General features: G+C 65.0%; 18 protein-coding genes. 9 read left to right on the top strand and 9 right to left on the bottom strand.

The features are described 5' to 3' along the window. Window position 1 precedes the first annotated feature (1 nt). Both DM373_RS07955 and DM373_RS07950 read right to left on the bottom strand, forming a co-directional pair. Entirely contained in the window at window positions 2-1,426 is a 1,425-nt protein-coding gene (locus tag DM373_RS07955; RefSeq protein ID WP_110993023.1) for a sensor histidine kinase, read from the bottom strand. 2 nt (window positions 1,427-1,428) lie between these two features. After that, window positions 1,429-2,145: a response regulator transcription factor gene (locus DM373_RS07950; protein WP_110993022.1), complete on the bottom strand. Its 717-nt coding sequence runs from the start codon at window positions 2,143-2,145 to the stop codon at window positions 1,429-1,431. Between the two features lie 231 nt (window positions 2,146-2,376). Here DM373_RS07950 and DM373_RS07945 point away from each other — a divergent pair, with 231 nt between their 5' ends. The 4 genes from DM373_RS07945 (at window position 2,377) to DM373_RS07930 (ending at window position 7,166) form a co-directional block, all read left to right on the top strand. Further along, on the top strand, window positions 2,377-5,133 hold the full coding sequence (locus DM373_RS07945) for a response regulator (protein ID WP_110993021.1): 2,757 nt from the start codon (window positions 2,377-2,379) through the stop codon (window positions 5,131-5,133). A 172-nt stretch (window positions 5,134-5,305) separates the two neighbouring features. After that, window positions 5,306-6,295, top strand: a complete 990-nt coding sequence (locus DM373_RS07940) for a 2-hydroxyacid dehydrogenase (RefSeq protein WP_110993020.1) — start codon at window positions 5,306-5,308, stop codon at window positions 6,293-6,295. A gap of 31 nt (window positions 6,296-6,326) precedes the next feature. Then, the gene (locus DM373_RS07935; protein ID WP_110993019.1) at window positions 6,327-6,761 is read left to right on the top strand and encodes a hypothetical protein; all 435 of its coding nucleotides are present in this window, start codon (window positions 6,327-6,329) and stop codon (window positions 6,759-6,761) included. Next, on the top strand, window positions 6,762-7,166 hold the full coding sequence (locus DM373_RS07930; RefSeq protein ID WP_110993018.1) for an META domain-containing protein: 405 nt from the start codon (window positions 6,762-6,764) through the stop codon (window positions 7,164-7,166). A 112-nt stretch (window positions 7,167-7,278) separates the two neighbouring features. On the opposite strand, the gene DM373_RS07925 is transcribed toward DM373_RS07930, so the two are convergent. Beyond that, window positions 7,279-7,746, bottom strand: a complete 468-nt coding sequence (locus DM373_RS07925; protein WP_110993017.1) for a TlpA disulfide reductase family protein — start codon at window positions 7,744-7,746, stop codon at window positions 7,279-7,281. A 77-nt stretch (window positions 7,747-7,823) separates the two neighbouring features. Between DM373_RS07925 and arsC the strand changes: the two genes are divergently transcribed. From arsC to DM373_RS07910, 3 genes are read left to right on the top strand one after another with little or no spacing between them, the layout of a single operon-like run. Next, a complete protein-coding gene (gene arsC / locus DM373_RS07920; RefSeq protein WP_110993016.1) occupies window positions 7,824-8,177 on the top strand; it encodes an arsenate reductase (glutaredoxin) in 354 nt (117 codons plus the stop codon). Next, complete coding sequence (wrbA, locus tag DM373_RS07915) at window positions 8,174-8,779, top strand: NAD(P)H:quinone oxidoreductase (RefSeq protein WP_110993015.1); 606 nt, start codon at window positions 8,174-8,176, stop codon at window positions 8,777-8,779. Before arsC ends, wrbA begins: the two co-directional genes overlap by 4 nt. Further along, window positions 8,772-9,185 (top strand): DUF2069 domain-containing protein, encoded by a 414-nt coding sequence (locus DM373_RS07910; protein ID WP_110993089.1) that lies wholly within the window; start codon window positions 8,772-8,774, stop codon window positions 9,183-9,185. The genes wrbA and DM373_RS07910 overlap by 8 nt, the downstream gene beginning before the upstream one ends. Window positions 9,186-9,257: 72 nt before the next feature. Here DM373_RS07910 and DM373_RS07905 read toward each other — a convergent pair whose 3' ends face one another. Together DM373_RS07905 and ttcA are read right to left on the bottom strand one after the other, a co-directional pair. After that, entirely contained in the window at window positions 9,258-9,929 is a 672-nt protein-coding gene (locus tag DM373_RS07905; protein WP_110993014.1) for a DNA-3-methyladenine glycosylase I, read from the bottom strand. Between the two features lie 4 nt (window positions 9,930-9,933). Next, window positions 9,934-10,758 (bottom strand): tRNA 2-thiocytidine(32) synthetase TtcA, encoded by an 825-nt coding sequence (ttcA, locus tag DM373_RS07900; protein ID WP_110993013.1) that lies wholly within the window; start codon window positions 10,756-10,758, stop codon window positions 9,934-9,936. 264 nt (window positions 10,759-11,022) lie between these two features. On the opposite strand from ttcA, the gene DM373_RS07895 reads away from it, so the two are divergent. Together DM373_RS07895 and DM373_RS07890 are read left to right on the top strand one after the other, a co-directional pair. After that, a complete protein-coding gene (locus tag DM373_RS07895) occupies window positions 11,023-11,622 on the top strand; it encodes a Yip1 family protein (protein ID WP_110993012.1) in 600 nt (199 codons plus the stop codon). Between the two features lie 139 nt (window positions 11,623-11,761). Then, a complete protein-coding gene (locus DM373_RS07890) occupies window positions 11,762-12,256 on the top strand; it encodes a SprT family zinc-dependent metalloprotease (protein WP_110993011.1) in 495 nt (164 codons plus the stop codon). A gap of 152 nt (window positions 12,257-12,408) precedes the next feature. Here DM373_RS07890 and DM373_RS07880 read toward each other — a convergent pair whose 3' ends face one another. The 4 genes from DM373_RS07880 to DM373_RS07865 form a co-directional block, all read right to left on the bottom strand. Continuing rightward, window positions 12,409-13,731 (bottom strand): dicarboxylate/amino acid:cation symporter, encoded by a 1,323-nt coding sequence (locus DM373_RS07880; RefSeq protein ID WP_110993009.1) that lies wholly within the window; start codon window positions 13,729-13,731, stop codon window positions 12,409-12,411. Window positions 13,732-14,190: 459 nt separating this feature from the next. Beyond that, window positions 14,191-15,537, bottom strand: coding sequence for an ATP-binding protein (locus DM373_RS07875; protein WP_110993008.1), 1,347 nt, complete (start codon window positions 15,535-15,537; stop codon window positions 14,191-14,193). Further along, window positions 15,534-16,211, bottom strand: a complete 678-nt coding sequence (locus tag DM373_RS07870) for a response regulator (RefSeq protein WP_110993007.1) — start codon at window positions 16,209-16,211, stop codon at window positions 15,534-15,536. Before DM373_RS07870 ends, DM373_RS07875 begins: the two co-directional genes overlap by 4 nt. A gap of 143 nt (window positions 16,212-16,354) precedes the next feature. After that, window positions 16,355-16,960 carry an outer membrane protein gene (locus DM373_RS07865; RefSeq protein WP_110993006.1) on the bottom strand — a complete coding sequence of 202 codons (606 nt, stop codon included), beginning with the start codon at window positions 16,958-16,960 and terminating at the stop codon, window positions 16,355-16,357. Between the last annotated feature and the right edge of the window lie 24 nt (window positions 16,961-16,984).

Genomic DNA, 16,984 nt, shown 5'->3' with positions numbered 1-16,984 from the left:
GCTATAAGCCCTGTGGTGATCGCGGGGCGTCGCACTCCGTGGCAGTGGCGAAGCGCCGATGCGACTTACCCCGCGATGAATCGCAATCGCCCACCGCCAAGCGCATGCAGACCTTCAGCCCACGCTCGCCGTTCTGCGCCCATATCCTGCCGCCCTGGCGCCGGATGGCGCTGCGGGCAATGCTCAGCCCCAACCCGAAACCACCATCCCCCGGCCGCGAACCGTCGAGCCGCGAGAACGGCGCGAAGATCCGCTCCAGGTCCTCCTCGGCCACGCCTGCGCCCTCGTCTTCGAGTTCGATGCGCCAGTAACCGCCTTCGCGTGTGCCACTCAGGCGCACATGGCCGTCGATCGGCGAATGACGAATGGCATTGCGCAGGATGTTCTCCAACGCCTGGGCCAGGTGATTGAGATTGCCCTGCACCCAGCAGTCGGGTGGCACGGCACAGACCAGGCGCTGCGGCGCCCAGCCACTTTCATAGCAGGCATTTTCGCTGAGCATGTCCCACAACACCGGCAACTGGATCGGCTCCAGGTTCATCGGTGCACGCTCGGCATCCTGCCAGGCCAGCTGCAGGGTGTCCTCGACCAGTTGCTGCATGCCGTCCACCTCGCGGTGCACGCGTTCGCGCAGGCGCTCAAGGTCGGTTTCGCCATCGCAGGCCACGCGCAAACGGCTGAGCGGGGTGCGCATTTCATGGGAGAGGTCGCGCAACAGCTGCTGCTGCAGCACCACGGTACCCTGCAGGCGCTCGGCCATCTGATCGAACGCCCGGGCCAGTTCGCCCAGTTCGTCACGGCGCTGGATGGTGCGCGAGTCGAGCCGCGTCGTGAGCTGGTCGGCACGCCAGGCACGGGCCTGCTCGCGCAATTGATTGAGCGGCACGATCAGCATGCGGTACAGGCCGACACACAGCAGCAGGGTGAATAACCCGGGAATGATTCCGTTGGTGATCACCCGCCAGAAAAGGCGGTACTGGCCCGGGTTGAAGCGCTCGGGCAGCTCGATCACCAGCGAGCCATGGTCCGGGCTGTTGGGGAACGGCAGACGCAGCCAGGGCTGGCCGATGCTGCGTCGGCTCATGGGCCAGTCGACCCCGCGCAAACGGGTCAAGTGCTGAACTTCGGCACTGCCCAGGCTGAAGCTGGCCAGCGGCCGGAGGTCACCGTCGAGTACGCCGACCCAACCCTTTTCGCGCGCGCGCATACCCTCCAGCCAGCGATCTACGCCCTCCCGTCCACCTGTTTCCCAGGCTTGTTCGGCTTCGGCGGCATAGCCGCGCAATACCTGGCGGGCCGGCTCGGAGAGGAAGGCGTTCTGGGTTTCCATGTGCCGGCCCCAGGTGTAGCTCAGGCCGATCATCAACAGGCAGAAACCCACCAGCAGGATGGCCAGCTTCCAGAACAGCGAATGGCGATCAAGCACGCTCAGTCCGCCTCGCCCGCGCCAAACAGGTAGCCCTTGCCCCACACCGTGCGGACCTGCCGCTCGTGGTAACCGATGGCCTTGAGCTTGCGGCGGATCTGGCTGACGTGCATGTCCAGGCTGCGGTCGTGGCGGGCGTAGCCGCGTTGCAGCACCTGCTGATAAAGGAAGGGCTTGCTCAGCACTTCGTCCTGGCTGCGGTGGAGGATGTCGAGCAGGCGGAATTCGCTGGGAGTCAGGCCCGCCCAGGCCCCCTCGAGGCTGACATCGCACAGTGGCTCGTCGAAGTGCAACTGGCCGACGACCGCCTCCTGCGGCACCTTGGCGCGACGCTCGAAGGCCACCCGGCGCAGGATCGCCTCGATCCGCACGCGCAGCTCAGCAAAGCTGAAGGGTTTGGGCAGATAGTCGTCGGCGCCGCGCTCGAAGCCGCTGATCCGGTCCGCCTCGGCCCCCAGCGCCGACATCAGGATGACCGGCGTGGCGCTGTGCCGTCGCAGGCGCGCCAGGGCATCCAGGCCGTTGAGGCCCGGTAGCAGGATATCCATCAACACCAGGTCGAACACCTGGCGCCCGGCGGCCTCCAGCCCTTCCAGGCCGTTGCGGCACCAGGTCACCTGGTAGCCGCCGCGCTGCAACTCTTCATGCAGGTAGGCACCCAGGACAGGATCGTCCTCGATGGCCAGGATACTGGACTCGTGAATAGCTACGGGATTCATTGGCAACTGCCATCAATTCTCAGTTGCACGATTATTGGCTATACCGTCTTGCCAAGGCAACCGCTGCACGACCGACGCGAACCTTGACGCGGACCGTGCAGGCATTCGCAAACCGCAGAGCGGTCAGCCCTGGCAGACAAAAACCAATACAAATGAGTGCATTGCCACCAAGCCCGGAGTAACGTTCCCGCTGGAGCGCGTTCGCGCGTTGGCACATGACAGGAGACAGGTGTGCTCGATCGTTTGGGAATCCGCAGCCGCGTGCTGCTGCTGGCGTTGCTGCCAGCCAGCCTGATGGCCCTGGTGCTGGGCAGCTACTTCACCTGGCTGCAGCAGAACGAACTGCGCACGCAATTGTTGCAACGCGGCAAGATGATCGCCGAGCAGTTGGCCCCGCTGGCCGCCCCAGCCATGGCCCGCCTGGCCCCGGAGCAGTTGGAGCGCATCGCCGCCCAGGCGCTGGAGCAGTCCGACGTGCGCGCCGTGGCGTTTCTTGCCGCCGACCGCACGCGCCTGGCACACGCAGGCCCGAGCATGCTCAACCAGCCCCCCAGCGGCGGCACCGGCACACAACTGTTGCAGCGCACCGGCAATGACGCCACCCGCTACCTGATGCCGGTGTTCGGCCATCACCGCGACCTTGCCACCGATGCCGTCCCCAACGAGGCCGAGCGGCTGCTCGGCTGGGTGGAGATCGAACTGTCCCACGACGGCACCCTGCTGCGCGGCTACCGCAACCTGTTCACCAGCCTGCTGCTGATCTTCGCCTGCCTGAGCCTGACCGCCCTGCTCGCCGTGCGCATGGGCCGCACCATCAACGGCCCGATCAACCACATCAAACATGCAGTCAACCAGCTCAAGGACGGCCACCTCGAGGCACGCCTGCCGGCCATGGGCAGCCATGAGCTGGACGAGTTGGCCGCGGGTATCAACCGCATGGCCGAAACCCTGCACAGCGCTCACGAAGAGTTGCAGCACAGCATCGACCAGGCCACCGAGGATGTACGCCAGAACCTGGAAACCATCGAAATTCAGAACATCGAACTGGACATGGCGCGCAAGGAAGCACTGGAAGCCAGCCGCATCAAGTCCGAGTTCCTCGCCAACATGAGCCATGAAATCCGCACCCCGCTCAATGGCATCCTGGGCTTCACCCATCTGTTGCAGAAAAGCGAGCTGACCCCACGCCAGCTCGATTACCTGGGCACCATCGAAAAGTCCGCCGACAACCTGCTGGGGATCATCAACGAGATCCTCGACTTCTCCAAGATCGAGGCCGGCAAGCTGGTGCTCGACAGCATCCCGTTCAACCTGCGCGACCTGATCCAGGACACCCTGACCATCCTCGCCCCGGCGGCCCACGCCAAGCAGCTGGAGCTGCTCAGCCTGGTGTACCGCGACACGCCTTTGTCGCTGGTGGGCGACCCGCTGCGGCTCAAGCAGATCCTGACCAACCTGGTGAGCAACGCGATCAAGTTCACCCGCGAGGGCACGATCGTGGTGCGCGCCATGCTCGAAGACGAGCAGGAAGACAGCGTGCAGCTGCGCATCAGCGTGCAGGACACCGGCATCGGTCTTTCGCCGCAGGACGTACGCACCCTGTTCCAGGCCTTCAGCCAGGCCGACAACTCGCTGTCGCGCCAGCCCGGCGGCACCGGCCTGGGGCTGGTGATTTCCAAGCGCCTGATCGAGCAGATGGGCGGTGAGATCGGCGTCGACAGCACCCCGGGCGAAGGCTCGCAGTTCTGGATCAGCCTCAACCTGCCCAGGGCCCACGACGATATCGAGGAGCAACCGTTGCAGGCGCTGCTGGGCCGCCGGGTGGCCATCGTCGACGGCCATGACCTGGCGCGCCAGGCCCTGGAGCATCAGTTGGAGGACTGCGGGCTGTCGGTCTGCCTGTTCACCTCCTACGACCAACTGTTGCAGGCCGTGCACGCGGCCGCGCAAGCCGGGCAGCCCTTCGATTTCGCCGTGATCGGCACCAACCTGGGCAGCCTCTCGCCCGAACAGCTCGGCCACTATCACCAGCAGCTCGAACGCCAGGGCTGCCAGTGCGTGGTGCTCTGCCCGACCACCGAGCAGCCGCTCTACCACCCCTACCTGCCCAACGCCCATGGCCAGTTGCTGGCCAAACCGACCTGCACACGCAAGCTGCGCCGCCTGCTGCTGGAACTGGTGCAACCGCGCCGCCCACTCGGCGAACAGCGCCTTGTCACAGGCGAGCGCATGCCCAAGGTGCTGTGCGTCGACGACAATCCGGCCAACCTGCTGCTGGTGCAGACCCTGCTTGAAGGCATGGGCGCCGAAGTGCTGGCGGTGGACAGTGGCTTCGCGGCGGCCCAGGCCGTGCAGGATGAACCCTTCGATCTGGTACTGATGGATGTGCAGATGCCGGGCATGGACGGGCGAGCCTGCACCGAACAGATCCGCCGCTGGGAAAGCAGCCACAGCGGCCCGGCGCTGCCGATCGTCGCCCTGACCGCGCACGCCATGGCCAATGAAAAGCGCGCCTTGCTGCACAGCGGCATGGACGACTACCTGACCAAGCCGATCAGTGAACGCCAGCTGGCCCAGGTGGTGATGAAATGGACCGGCCTGAGCCTGGGAGCCCCACAACCCGAACGCAGCCCCGAACGCATGCCCGACAGCAGCGAACTGAAGGTGCTCGACCCGGAGGAAGGGCTGCGCCTGGCCGCCGGCAAACCGGACCTGGCGGCGGACATGCTGGCCATGCTGCTCGCCTCGCTGGCGTCTGAACGGGAGGCCATCCTTGCAGCCCGTGAAGCAGGCGACCATGCCACCCTGATCGAGCGCGTGCATCGGCTCAACGGCGCCTCGCGCTATTGCGGCGTGCCACAGTTGCGGGCGGCCTGCCAGCGCAGCGAAACCTTGCTCAAGCAGGACAACCCACAGGCCCAGGCTGCGCTCGACGACCTCGACCAAGCCATCGAGCGGCTGGCGGAGCAAGCGCGCCAGCACGCTTAGCAGCCTCACGAGGCATTGAACGATTGCACTCGGCTTAGGCCTTGTGCCGCGAAAGGGCTGCAAAGCAGCCCCGGCATTCTTGAGTGCAAGCGACGTATCTGAGCCGCGCAGATCAATACCGAGCCTGCCCACTGGCCTAGACTGGCAACGGTCTCATGAAAGGAACCCAAACATGCGCGCCCTGTTGTTCAGCAGCCAGCACTACGATCAGGAAAGCTTCGACCGTGCCGCAGCTGGCACGGCCCTGGACCTGCACTACCAGCCCGCGCGCCTGACCCTCGACACGGCGGCCCTGGCATGCGGTTACGAGGTGGTCTGCGCGTTCATCAACGACGAACTCGACGCCCCGGTGCTGGAGCGCCTGGCGGCTGGCGGCACGCGCCTGATCGCCCTGCGCTCGGCCGGCTACAACCACGTCGACCTGGCAGCAGCGCAGCGCCTGGGGCTGGCGGTAGTGCGAGTGCCCGCCTACTCGCCGCACGCCGTCGCCGAACATGCCGTGGCCTTGATCCTGGCCCTCAACCGGCGCCTGCACCGCGCCTACAACCGCACCCGCGAAGGTGACTTCACCCTGCATGGCCTGACCGGCTTCGACCTGCATGGCAAGACCGTCGGCGTGGTCGGCACCGGGCAGATCGGCGCGGCGTTCGCCCGCATCATGGCCGGTTTCGGTTGCCAGTTGCTGGCCTACGACCCCTACCCCAACCCCGAACTGCTGGCCCTGGGAGCACGCTACCTGGCGCTGCCCGAGCTGCTGCGCGAGGCCCGCATCATCAGCCTGCATTGCCCACTGACCGAGCACACCCGGCACCTGATCAACGCCCACAGCCTGGCCCAGCTGCAACCCGGCGCCATGCTGATCAACACCGGCCGCGGCGCATTGGTCGACACCCCGGCGCTGATCAATGCGCTCAAAAGCGGCCAGCTCGGCTACCTGGGGCTGGATGTGTATGAAGAAGAGGCGCAACTGTTCTTCGAGGACCGCTCCGACCAGCCCCTGCAGGACGATGTGCTGGCGCGGCTGCTGACCTTCCCCAACGTGATCGTCACCGCGCACCAGGCCTTCCTGACCCGCGAGGCGCTGGATGCCATCGCCGCGACCACCCTGGACAACATCACCCGCTGGGCGGCAGGCAATCCGCAGAACATCGTCGAAGGTTGATGCTAGGATACGCGGCAATTCTGGAGGACCCATGGTCGAACACGATTTCCGCTACACCCTTTTCAACCCGCAACACACCCTGATCGAATGCCGCGCGCTGGTGCCGGGCCGTTACCAGGTCACCGGCAACGGCGGCTCGATCCAGAAAAACGACGTGCTGCTGGTCAGCCTCAAGGGCAGCAAGACCCTGTCCATGCGCCTGACCGTGGAAACCGTCCGCCACCTGATCAACCCGAGCGGCCAGTGGGTCGCCGTGGCCAAGGGCCCGGTGTTCAACGAGCTGGAGATCCACGAATGGCAGGTCAAGTGCGACAGCTGCGACGCCGTGCTGGACTTCGAGTTCGCCGCTGAAGCCAAGCTGGGCAAGAAAGGCCACGCACCGGCCGCCAGCGCCCGCGTGGCGGAGCTGGGCTGGGCCAGCCAAGGCGACAAGCACCTGTGCCCACAGTGTCAGGAGCGCGCTTGAGTGAAACAGCTGTTGAGCGCCGCGCTGATCGCCGGCGGCCTGATGGGTTGCGCAGCGCAGCCTTCGCCCCTGCAGCAGGAGCAGAGCTATGTGCTGGAATGGATCGGTGAGCGACCGCTGATCGACTACAGCCACCTCACGCTCACCCTGGCCAACGATGGCCGAGCCTACGGCAATGCCGGCTGCAACCACTGGTTCGCACCGTACACGCTGAACGGCGAGCAGCTGAGCTTCGGCAAGGTCGGCAAGACCCGCAAGCTGTGTGCGCCAGCCTTGATGGACCAGGAAAAACGCTTCCTGCAGGCGCTGGAAACGGTACAGCGCTGGGATGTGTCGCCGATCGAGCAGATCCGCTTCTGGCCGGCCGAGGGCAAGCCGCTGCGGTTTTGGCCTGAGGAAGGCTGAAACACCCAGGGCTGCGTTGCAGCCCTTCGCGGGTAAACCCGCTCCCACAGGGATCGCGCATATCTGTGGGAGCGGGTTTACCCGCGAAGGGCCGCAGAGCGGCCCCAAATATTCAAGCGCCGCCCTTGAGCGCCTTGATCTTCGCCTGCAGCCCTTCAAGGGTCTGCTCGCCCATCAACTGCTCACGCACCTTGCCCTTGTCGTCGATGATGTACGTCACCGGCAGCGCTTCGCTGCGCGGCAGCTCGTAGCGCTCGGCCGGGTCCTGGGCGAGCACGGTGAAGGCGATGCCCAGGGTGTCGGCGGCGGCCTTGAGGTCGGCGCCCTGCAAGCCGTCGAAGTTCACCCCGAGCACCTTGATGCCCTGGGCCTCCCACTGCTTGGCCGCAGCATTGAGCTCGGGAATTTCCGTACGGCACGGGCCGCACCATTCGGCCCAGTAGTTGAGCACCAGCCAGTGCCCGTCAAGCTGTTCGCTCTTCACCGTATTGCCGTGCTGGTCCACACCGTAGTCTGCACCGCAGCCGCCGAGCAACAGGCTCGCGGTGATGGCCAGTGCAGCTGCCAAACGCCTTGCCATGGGTCAATCCTTCTCGAAGTTTTCAAGCATTGAAGTCGGTTAGAATAGCCGCCACACCCTGCTGGATGCGACCCGTCATGACCGATCTGACCCTGTATCATAACCCGCGCTGCTCGAAATCCCGCGGCGCCCTGGAGCTGCTCGAGGCACGCGGCTTGTCGCCCACCATCGTGCGCTATCTGGAAACCCCGCCAGACGCGGCCACCCTCAAGCAACTGCTTGCCCAGCTGGGCATCGGCGCACGCCAGCTGCTGCGCAGCGGTGAGGACGAATACAAGGCCCTCGACCTGGCCAACCCGGCCTTGACCGATACCCAACTGATCGAGGCCATGGTCCAGCACCCCAAATTGATCGAACGCCCCATTCTGGTGGCCGGCAGCAAGGCCGTGATCGGCCGCCCGCCGGAGAAAGTGCTGGAGATCCTGCCGTGAGCGCCCCGTACATTCTGGTGCTGTATTACAGCCGCCACGGCTCGACCAGCGAGATGGCCCGGCACATCGCCCGCGGCGTCGAGATGGCCGGCCTGGAAGCCCGCCTGCGCACAGTGCCGGCGATCTCCACCGAGTGCGAAGCGGTAGCCCCGGACATTCCTGCCAGCGGCGCGCTGTACGCCACCCTCGACGACCTGCGCCATTGCGCCGGCCTGGCCATGGGCAGCCCGACCCGCTTCGGCAACATGGCCGCCCCGCTCAAGTACTTCCTCGACGGCACCAGCAGCCTGTGGCTCGGTGGCGAGCTGGTGGGCAAGCCGGCGGCGGTGTTCACCTCCACCGCCAGCCTGCACGGCGGCCAGGAAACCACCCTGCTGTCGATGCTGCTGCCGCTGATGCACCACGGCATGCTGGTGCTGGGCTTGCCCTACAGCGAGTCGGCCTTGCTGGAAACCCGCGGCGGTGGCACACCGTATGGCGCCAGCCACCATGCCGGTGCCGACGGCAAGCGCGAACTCGATCAGCACGAAATCGCCCTGTGCCGCGCACTCGGCCAACGCCTGGCGAATACCGCCAAGGCCCTGGGTGGCGAACGTGGCTAAAAAACCCAAGGTACTGCCGCCTCTGGACTGGCTGGCGCCGCGGGTACGCTTGACCCGCGCCTTGAGCCTGGCCTGTTTCTTCGGCCTGCTCGCCTTGCTGGTGGTGAACAACCTGTGGTTCGCCGACCTGCACGGGGCACGGGTCGGGGTGATCCTGGCCGTCGAGCTGATCCCCCTGCTGCTGCTGTTGCCCGGCATGCTCAAAGGCAGCGCCCGGGCACATGCCTGGACCTGCTTCGTGGTGAACATCTACTTCATCAAGGGCGTGCTGGCGGCGTTCGACCCGGCGCGAGCGGTGTTTGGCTGGGTCGAGGTGCTGGTGAGCCTGGGCTTGTTCGTCAGCGGGTTGCTGTTCGTGCGCTGGAAGTTCCAGCAGGAGCGGCGCCTGGCGGGCGAAGGAAGCTGAACACCATCGCGGGACAAGTCGCAGCGGCGGTCCGCCGCTGCGACTTGTCCCGCGATGGCATTACCACTGATCTCAATGGTTGACGGTATGCGCCAGCATCACCGACAACTGGCACAGCGGCCGCCCGCTCTCGGCGTGCCACTGGTTGAACGCCTGCTGCACCAACGCCAGGTCGCGCTGGCTGGTCGGCGGCTTGTCGATGATCTTCTGCGCGATCAATGCAGCCGCCATGTCGTCGGTGGGGATGAAGGTATCCTTGCCGACCATGCGCAAGAAGCGCGGCGCCGACAGCCCGCCCAATTGGTTACCGTGCTTGGCCAGGTACTTCCACAGCCCGACGATGTCGGTCTCTGGCCAATCGGCGATAAACGCGCCGAAACTGCCCTTCTCCCTGGCCACATCCAGCACCATCTGCGCATTGCGCGGCACGCTCTTGAGCTTGCCCAGGTGGCGGATGATGCGCTCGTCCTGCATCAACCGCTCCAGGTGCTCGGCGCCCATCAGCACGACTTTCTCCGGGTCGAAGCCAAAGAACACCTGCTCGAACGCCGGCCACTTGGCGTCCACCAGGCTGTGCTTGAGCCCGGCGCGGAACACGCGCAGGGCCAGGGTCGACAGGTAGCGGTCATCGCTGATGCCGCGCAACTGCGCCGGCGTGCGCGGCTGCGGCAGGAAAGCCTCCAGGGCCTGGGCCGAGCCGAAGCGGTTCAGGCAGTACTCATGCAACCACGGGTAGTCGCGCATGGGCTCAGAGATTCACCACGTCGAGAAAGCGCGGGGTGGCGTTTTCGTCGATCGTAAGGCTGGTGAAGTCGAACAGGTTGCGGTCGGCCAGCTGCGACGGCGCCACGTTCTGCATGGCGCGGAAGATGCTCTCGGTACGGCCCGGGTGCTTGCGCTCCCACTCCACCAGCATGTCCTTGACCACCTGGCGCTGCAGGTTCTCCTGCGAGCCGCACAGGTTGCACGGGATGATCGGGAATTCCTTCATGTCCGAATAGGCCTGGATGTCCTTCTCGCTGCAGTAGGCCAGCGGGCGGATCACCACGTTGCGCCCGTCATCGGCGCGCAGCTTCGGCGGCATGCCCTTGAGCGCGCCGTTGAAGAACATGTTGAGGAAGAAGGTCTCGACGATGTCGTCGCGGTGGTGCCCCAGGGCCATCTTGGTCGCGCCGATCTCGTCGGCGAAGGTGTACAGCGTGCCACGGCGCAGGCGCGAGCACAGCGAGCAGGTGGTCTTGCCCTCGGGCACCAGTTCCTTGACCACCGAGTAGGTGTCCTTCTCGACGATGTGGTACTCGACCCCCAGTTCCTTGAGGTAGGCCGGCAGCACGTGCTCGGGGAAGCCCGGCTGCTTCTGGTCCATGTTCACCGCGACGATATCGAACTTGATCGGCGCCACCTTCTGCAGGTGCAACAGAACGTCGAGCATGGTGTAGCTGTCCTTGCCGCCGGACAGGCAGACCATGACCTTGTCGCCATCCTCGATCATGTTGTAGTCGGTGATGGCTTCGCCAGCGAGACGACGCAGGCGTTTTTGCAGTTTGTTCTGGTTGACCGAGAGGGTGCCCATAGCGCTTGGATCCGCGAGGTGTGACAAAAGGCGACTATTTTACGCACAAATGGCGCACCGCTGTAGGCCATTCCGATAAAGACTTCAAGGGAATCAACACCGGGCCTGACAGCGCAATTTGCTCTAAAAAGCGGGTTTTGTGTGGGGAACGGCTTCCTATACTGCGACATAAGGCCACATGACCGCGGCAATCGGTGTTCCTGGCCTCGGGCCACAGGCGCTCCATCTGGGGGGCGTTTGGCAACGACGATAGGAGTGACCAGTATGATTCATCACGTTGTTGGGTTGTTCACCCACCCTGACCAGGAGTGGCGGGAGATCCGTGGCGAGGACGAAAGCATCAGCCACATGTACCTGACGCACACACTGATCCTGGCGGCGATCCCCGCCGTCTCGGCGTTCATCGGCACCACCCAGGTCGGCTGGGTGATCGGCGAGCGCCCGGCAGTGATGCTGACCATGGAAAGCGCGATCTGGATGAGCATCATGTCGTACCTGGCGATGCTCGCCGGGGTGGCCGTGATGGGTGCCTTCATCCACTGGATGGCGCGCACCTACGACGCCAACCCGAGCATGGCGCAATGCATCGCCTTCGCCACCTACACCGCGACCCCGCTGTTCATTGGCGGCCTGGCGGCGCTGTACCCACACTTGTGGCTGGGCATGCTGATCGGTACGGCGGCGATCTGCTACACGGTCTACTTGCTGTATGTGGGGCTACCGACATTCATGAACATTCCATCCGACGAGGGTTTCCTGTTCTCCAGTTCGGTGCTCGCGGTGGGCCTGGTGGTTCTGGTGGCGATCATGGCCGCCACGGTGATCATCTGGGGACTGGGCGTGGGGCCCGTCTACACCAACTAGCACATACCTATCAGATCGACCCGACACGGGAGCATCACCCGAGGCCGCCGCAAGGCGGCTTCGTTCCATCTGCTGATAGGCGGCTCGGCAGGCCCCAAGCGCTTGCGGCATAATGCCCGGTCAGGAGAACTACCCCGCCATGCCCGAGCAGCTCAAGCAACGCGTCGAAACCTGTTACCAGCAAGCCGAAACCTTCTTCAAACGGCCCTTCCCGCGCCCGGAAGTGAGCTTCAAGCTGCGCGGGCAAAAGGCCGGTGTCGCTCACCTGCACGAGAACCTGCTGCGTTTCAACCTGCAGCTGTACCGCGAGAACCAGGAAGACTTCCTGCGCCAGACCGTGGCCCATGAAGTGGCGCACCTGGTCGCCCACCAACTGTTCGGCGAGCGCATCCAGGCCCATGGCGAAGAGTGGCAGCTGATCATGCGGGGGGTGTACGAACTGCCGCCCAACCGTTGCCACAACTACGAAGTGCAACGGCGGGTGGTGACGCGCTACATCTACCGCTGCCCGTGCCCGCAAAGTGATTTCCCGTTCACCGCGCAGCGCCACAAGCTGGTGCGCCAGGGGCGGCGGTATCTGTGCCGGCGGTGTCGGGAGATTCTGGTGTACAGCGGCGAGACCCGGGTCGAGTGACCGGGCCCCTTCGCGGGTAAACCCGCTCCCACAGGTATTGCGCTGCCCTTGTGAGAGCGGGTTTACCCGCGAAAGGGCCGGCACGGACGCCACCATTATCCCAGTCACAAAAAAGGCGACCCGAAGGTCGCCTTTTGCATTTCACGCCGCGATCAACGCGCCGGGCCTTCAGCTACGCCCAGGTCGTCGGTCGGACGGGTATCGACCAGCGGCGAACCACCGGAGGCCAGCTCCGACTCCAGCTTGTCGGTATCCAGTTCCTTGACCCACTTGGCCACTACCACGGTGGCCACGGCGTTGCCGATCAGGTTGGTCAGGGCGCGGGCTTCGGACATGAAGCGGTCGATGCCGAGGATCAGCGCCAGGCCGGCAACCGGCAGGTGGCCGACGGCCGACAAGGTCGCGGCCAGGACGATGAAGCCCGAACCGGTAACGCCGGCAGCACCTTTGGACGCGACCAGCAGCACCAGCAGCAGGGTGATCTGGTGGGTGATGTCCATGGTGGTGTCGGTGGCCTGGGCGATGAACACCGCAGCCATGGTCAGGTAGATCGAGGTGCCGTCGAGGTTGAACGAGTAGCCGGTCGGGATTACCAGGCCAACCACGGATTTCTTCGCGCCCAGGCGCTCCATCTTGGCCAGCATGCGTGGCAGGGCCGACTCGGAGGACGAGGTGCCCAGCACGATCATCAGTTCTTCACGGATGTAGCGGATCAGCTTGAGTACGCTGAAGCCATGGGCGCGGCAGATGCCGCCCAGCACCACCAGCACGAACAGCACGCAGGTGATGTAGAAGCAGGCCATCAGGTAGCCCAGCTGCACCAGCGAACCCACGCCGTACTGGCCGATGGTGAAGGCCATGGCACCGAAGGCGCCGATCGGGGCCAGCTTCATGATCATGTTGATGATGTTGAACATGACATGGGCGAAGCGGTCGATCAGGTCCAGCAGCGGCTTGCCGTAGCTGCCCAGGCGGTGCAGGGCGAAGCCGAAGATCACCGAGAACATCAGCACTTGCAGGATGTCGCCGTTGGCGAAGGCGCCGACCACGGTGTTGGGGATGATGTTGAGCAGGAAGCCAACGGTGGTCTGCTGTGCGCCGGCGGCGGCGTAAGCGGCCACGCTGCTGGCGTTCAGGGTGCTGACGTCGATGTGCATGCCAGCGCCTGGCTTGACCACGTTGACGACGACCAGGCCGATGATCAGGGCGATGGTGGAGACGATCTCGAAGTACAGCAGCGCGTAGCCGCCGGTCTTGCCCACCGACTTCATGCTTTGCATGCCAGCGATGCCGCTGACCACGGTGCAGAAGATGATCGGGGCGATGACCATCTTGATCAGTTTGACGAACCCGTCACCCAGCGGTTTGAGGGCAACGCCGGTTTCCGGATAGAAGTGGCCGAGCAGGATACCGATGGTGATGGCGACCAACACCTGGATATACAGCGATTTGTACAGCGGCTGACGTGTCGTCATGGCTCAATTTTCCTCAAGTGTGCCAGCGCATCCTTCCCAGGATGTGGGGCACCTGAATCGCGAACCCTCCTGCACCCGGAGGGATTTGTCGTTGTGTTCGAGCGCCTGGGCAGGCCTCTGCCAGATGAATAGCAAGGGCGATGCCAATGTGCCCGCTTGGGGTGCATGGCCCGTATTTACGGGGTGGGAATGCCCTCGGACGGGGCGTAAATGCAGGTAGGAGATGGCGGATTCCCGCCCGATGGCGGAAAACGTACAAGGTGGGTTGGCGGGAATCCGCCTTGGAGGAGTACGGCGATGGTCGTAGTCGTGGGAGCGGGCTTGCCCCGCGATGAGGCCCGCACCGGATGGCACCGGCTTCGCCGGTATCGCGGGGCAAGCCCGCTCCCACGCACCGCCGCCCTCGACGAGGAAGCGTCCCCTCCCTGGGCTAGGAGGGTTAAGTTCCCACCCGCAGAGTCACTCGAGTCGGAATGCGATACGGAACGCAGCACCGCCCAACGGCGAATCGCCCAGGCTCAGCTCGGCGTCGTAGCTGTCGATGATGTCCTTGACCACCGCCAGGCCGATACCCTGCCCCGGGTGCTGGCTGTCCAGCCGCTCGCCGCGCTCGAGGATGCGCTCGCGCTGATCGGGAGGCACGCCGGGGCCGTCGTCTTCGACGCACAGCTCCAGCAGCCCCGGCGTTTCATGCAGGCTGACCCGCACCTGCCCCAGGCACAGCCGATAGGCGTTTTCCAGCAGGTTGCCGAGCAGTTCGAGCAAAGCCCCCTGCTCCATCGGCACCCGCGCCTGGGCCGGGATGTCGAGGCTGACCTCGACGCGCTTGTCACGGTAGACCTTGGCCAGGGTGCTGCACAGGCTGTCGAGCAACGGGCCGAGCTGCACCTGGTGGCGCACCAGCCCGCTCTTGCGCAGGCTGGCGCGCTGCAACTGGTAGTCGATCTGCTGGCTCATGCGCTCGATCTGGCCCTGCAGCACCCGCCCCTGTTCCGGCTCCTGTTTGCCCTGGGCCATGCTTTCGCCCACGCCCTGCAACACCGCCAGTGGGGTCTTGAGGCTATGCGCCAGGTCGTCGAGCGAGTCCCTGTAGCGCTGGCGCTGCTCGCGCTCGCTGCGCAGCAGGCGGTTGAGCGAGCCCGTCAGGCGCAGCAATTCACGGGGGTGCTCACGGCTGAGCCCCTCCCGCGCGCCGGCTTCGACCTCGTCGAGTTCGACGCTGAGCCGGCGCAACGAACGCAAGCCCCAGGTCAGGCCGGCCCAAAGCAGCAGCATCAACGCCAGCAGGGCGGCGCCAAAACCCAGGTAGAGCTTTTCGCGCAAGCCATCGAGGGTGTCCTGGTACTCGCGCACCGGTTGCAGGGCCACGATGCTGAACGCAGCGCTCTTGCCGCCCAGCAACTTGACCTCTACGTCATACACGAAGAACTCGTCGCCATCGCTTTGGTGGATGCGCGCGAATTCGTTGCCCCGCCCGTCGTAACGCGGCTGGTAATTGATGTTCTGGTTGCGGGTGGCCCGCGACTGCCAGACCAGCTTGCCCTGGCGGTCGAAGATATAGCCGAGCAGGCCCGTGTAGGGCAGGTTGAAACGTTCGTCCGGCAGCAGCGCCGGCATCTGCAACTGGCCGCGCTCGATGCGCGCGGCGGAGATCAGGGTGGTGACATCCGAAGCCAGGCGCTGCTCGATCGACTCCTGCAACGCCAGGCTGAACGCCTTCTGCAACGCCGGCAGCAGCGCCAGCATGAACAGCAACGCCAACAGCGCCGCCGCCAACATCAGGCGCACGCGCAGCGAACGAATCATCGGCAGCGCTCGGTGAACAGGTAGCCCAGGCCGCGCACCGTGTCGATCGGCTTGAAGCCCTGCTCGCCCTCGAGCTTGCGCCGCAAGCGGCCGACCAGCACTTCGATGACGTTAGGGTCGCGTTCTTCGTCCCCCGGGTAGAGCTGCTCCATCAGCCGGTCCTTGGCCACCACCTGCTGGTGATGGCGCATGAGGTATTCGAGGATGCGGTATTCGTAGGCGGTCAACGCCAGCGGTGCGTCGTCCAGGGTTGCCTGCTTGCGGTTGAGGTCCAGCACCAGGGGGCCGGCGGCGATGGTCGACTGGGTGAAACCGCTGGAGCGGCGCAGCAGCGCATTCAGGCGCGCTTCCAACTCCTCGAACTGGAACGGCTTGACCACGTAATCGTCGGCACCGGCGGCCAGGCCTTCGACCTTGTCCTGCCAGTTGCCGCGGGCGGTGAGGATGAGGATCGGGAAGCTCTGGCCCTGGCTGCGCAATTGGCGGATCAGGTCCAGCCCGCTCATGCCCGGCAGGCCCAGGTCGATGATCGCCAGGTCGTGGTTGTACTGCTCGGCCTGGTACAGGGCCTCCTCGGCATTGGCCACCGCCTGCACCACATGGCCGCCCTCGCCCAGGCGAGTGGACAGATGATGACGCAGCAGCGCCTCGTCCTCGACCACCAGCAATTTCATGCAACTCTCCTTTTTCGGTTGCCAGTGCGATCCCATTCGCGGGTAAACCCGCTCCCACAGGTACTGCATCGCACTATAGGCTTGCACTTGACCTGTGGGAGCGGGTTTACCCGCGAATGGGCCGGTACAGAATAACAGCGACCTCAGAACTTGTAGTTGGCCGCCAGGTAAGTCTGCGCGCTGCTGTTCAGGCGCAGGGTACCGATCTTCGCGCCGTCATGGGGCGACAGCTCGGTGCTGGCGTTGCTGCGCAGGTAGCGGTAGCCCAACTCCACCGAGGCATTGTCGGTGACCTGCTGCAGCACGCCGCCCTGCAGGCCGACGGCGTAGCCGGTATCGGTGTCGCGGCTGTAGCCGGAGGACTCCTGGGACAGTTTGGTCACGCCCAGCGACGCACCGCCGAACAGCTTGGTGGTATCGCCCACCGGCAGGAACAGGTCGTAGCTGCCGAGCAGGTTTTCCTGGCGCAGCTTGAGGCCGCTGTGCTCGCCCGAGACGTTGTCGTAGGTCAGGTAGTAGCGGCCCTGGTTGTTCATCTGGCCCAGGCGCACGCCCCAGGTACCGTCCTTGGCGATGACGCCATCGGTGTTCAGGTGGTCGGTGTTGCTCTGCAGCAGGCCGGACTTGCGGACCTTGTCGCTGGTCTGGCCATAGGTGAGGCTGGCGAAGGTGTCGTCGGCCTGGGCAGTGGTGGCGATGCCAGCGGCGCAAACGGCCATGGCGGCAAGCAGGGTGTTGAAGGTTTTCATGGGTTCGTACTCCAGTTGGATGCG

Origin of the sequence: Pseudomonas sichuanensis (assembly GCF_003231305.1) — a bacterium.
Taxonomy (GTDB): Bacteria; Pseudomonadota; Gammaproteobacteria; order Pseudomonadales; family Pseudomonadaceae; genus Aquipseudomonas; species Aquipseudomonas sichuanensis.
The sequence above is the reverse complement of the archived record's forward strand: the minus strand, read 5'-3'. Positions and strand labels throughout refer to the sequence as shown.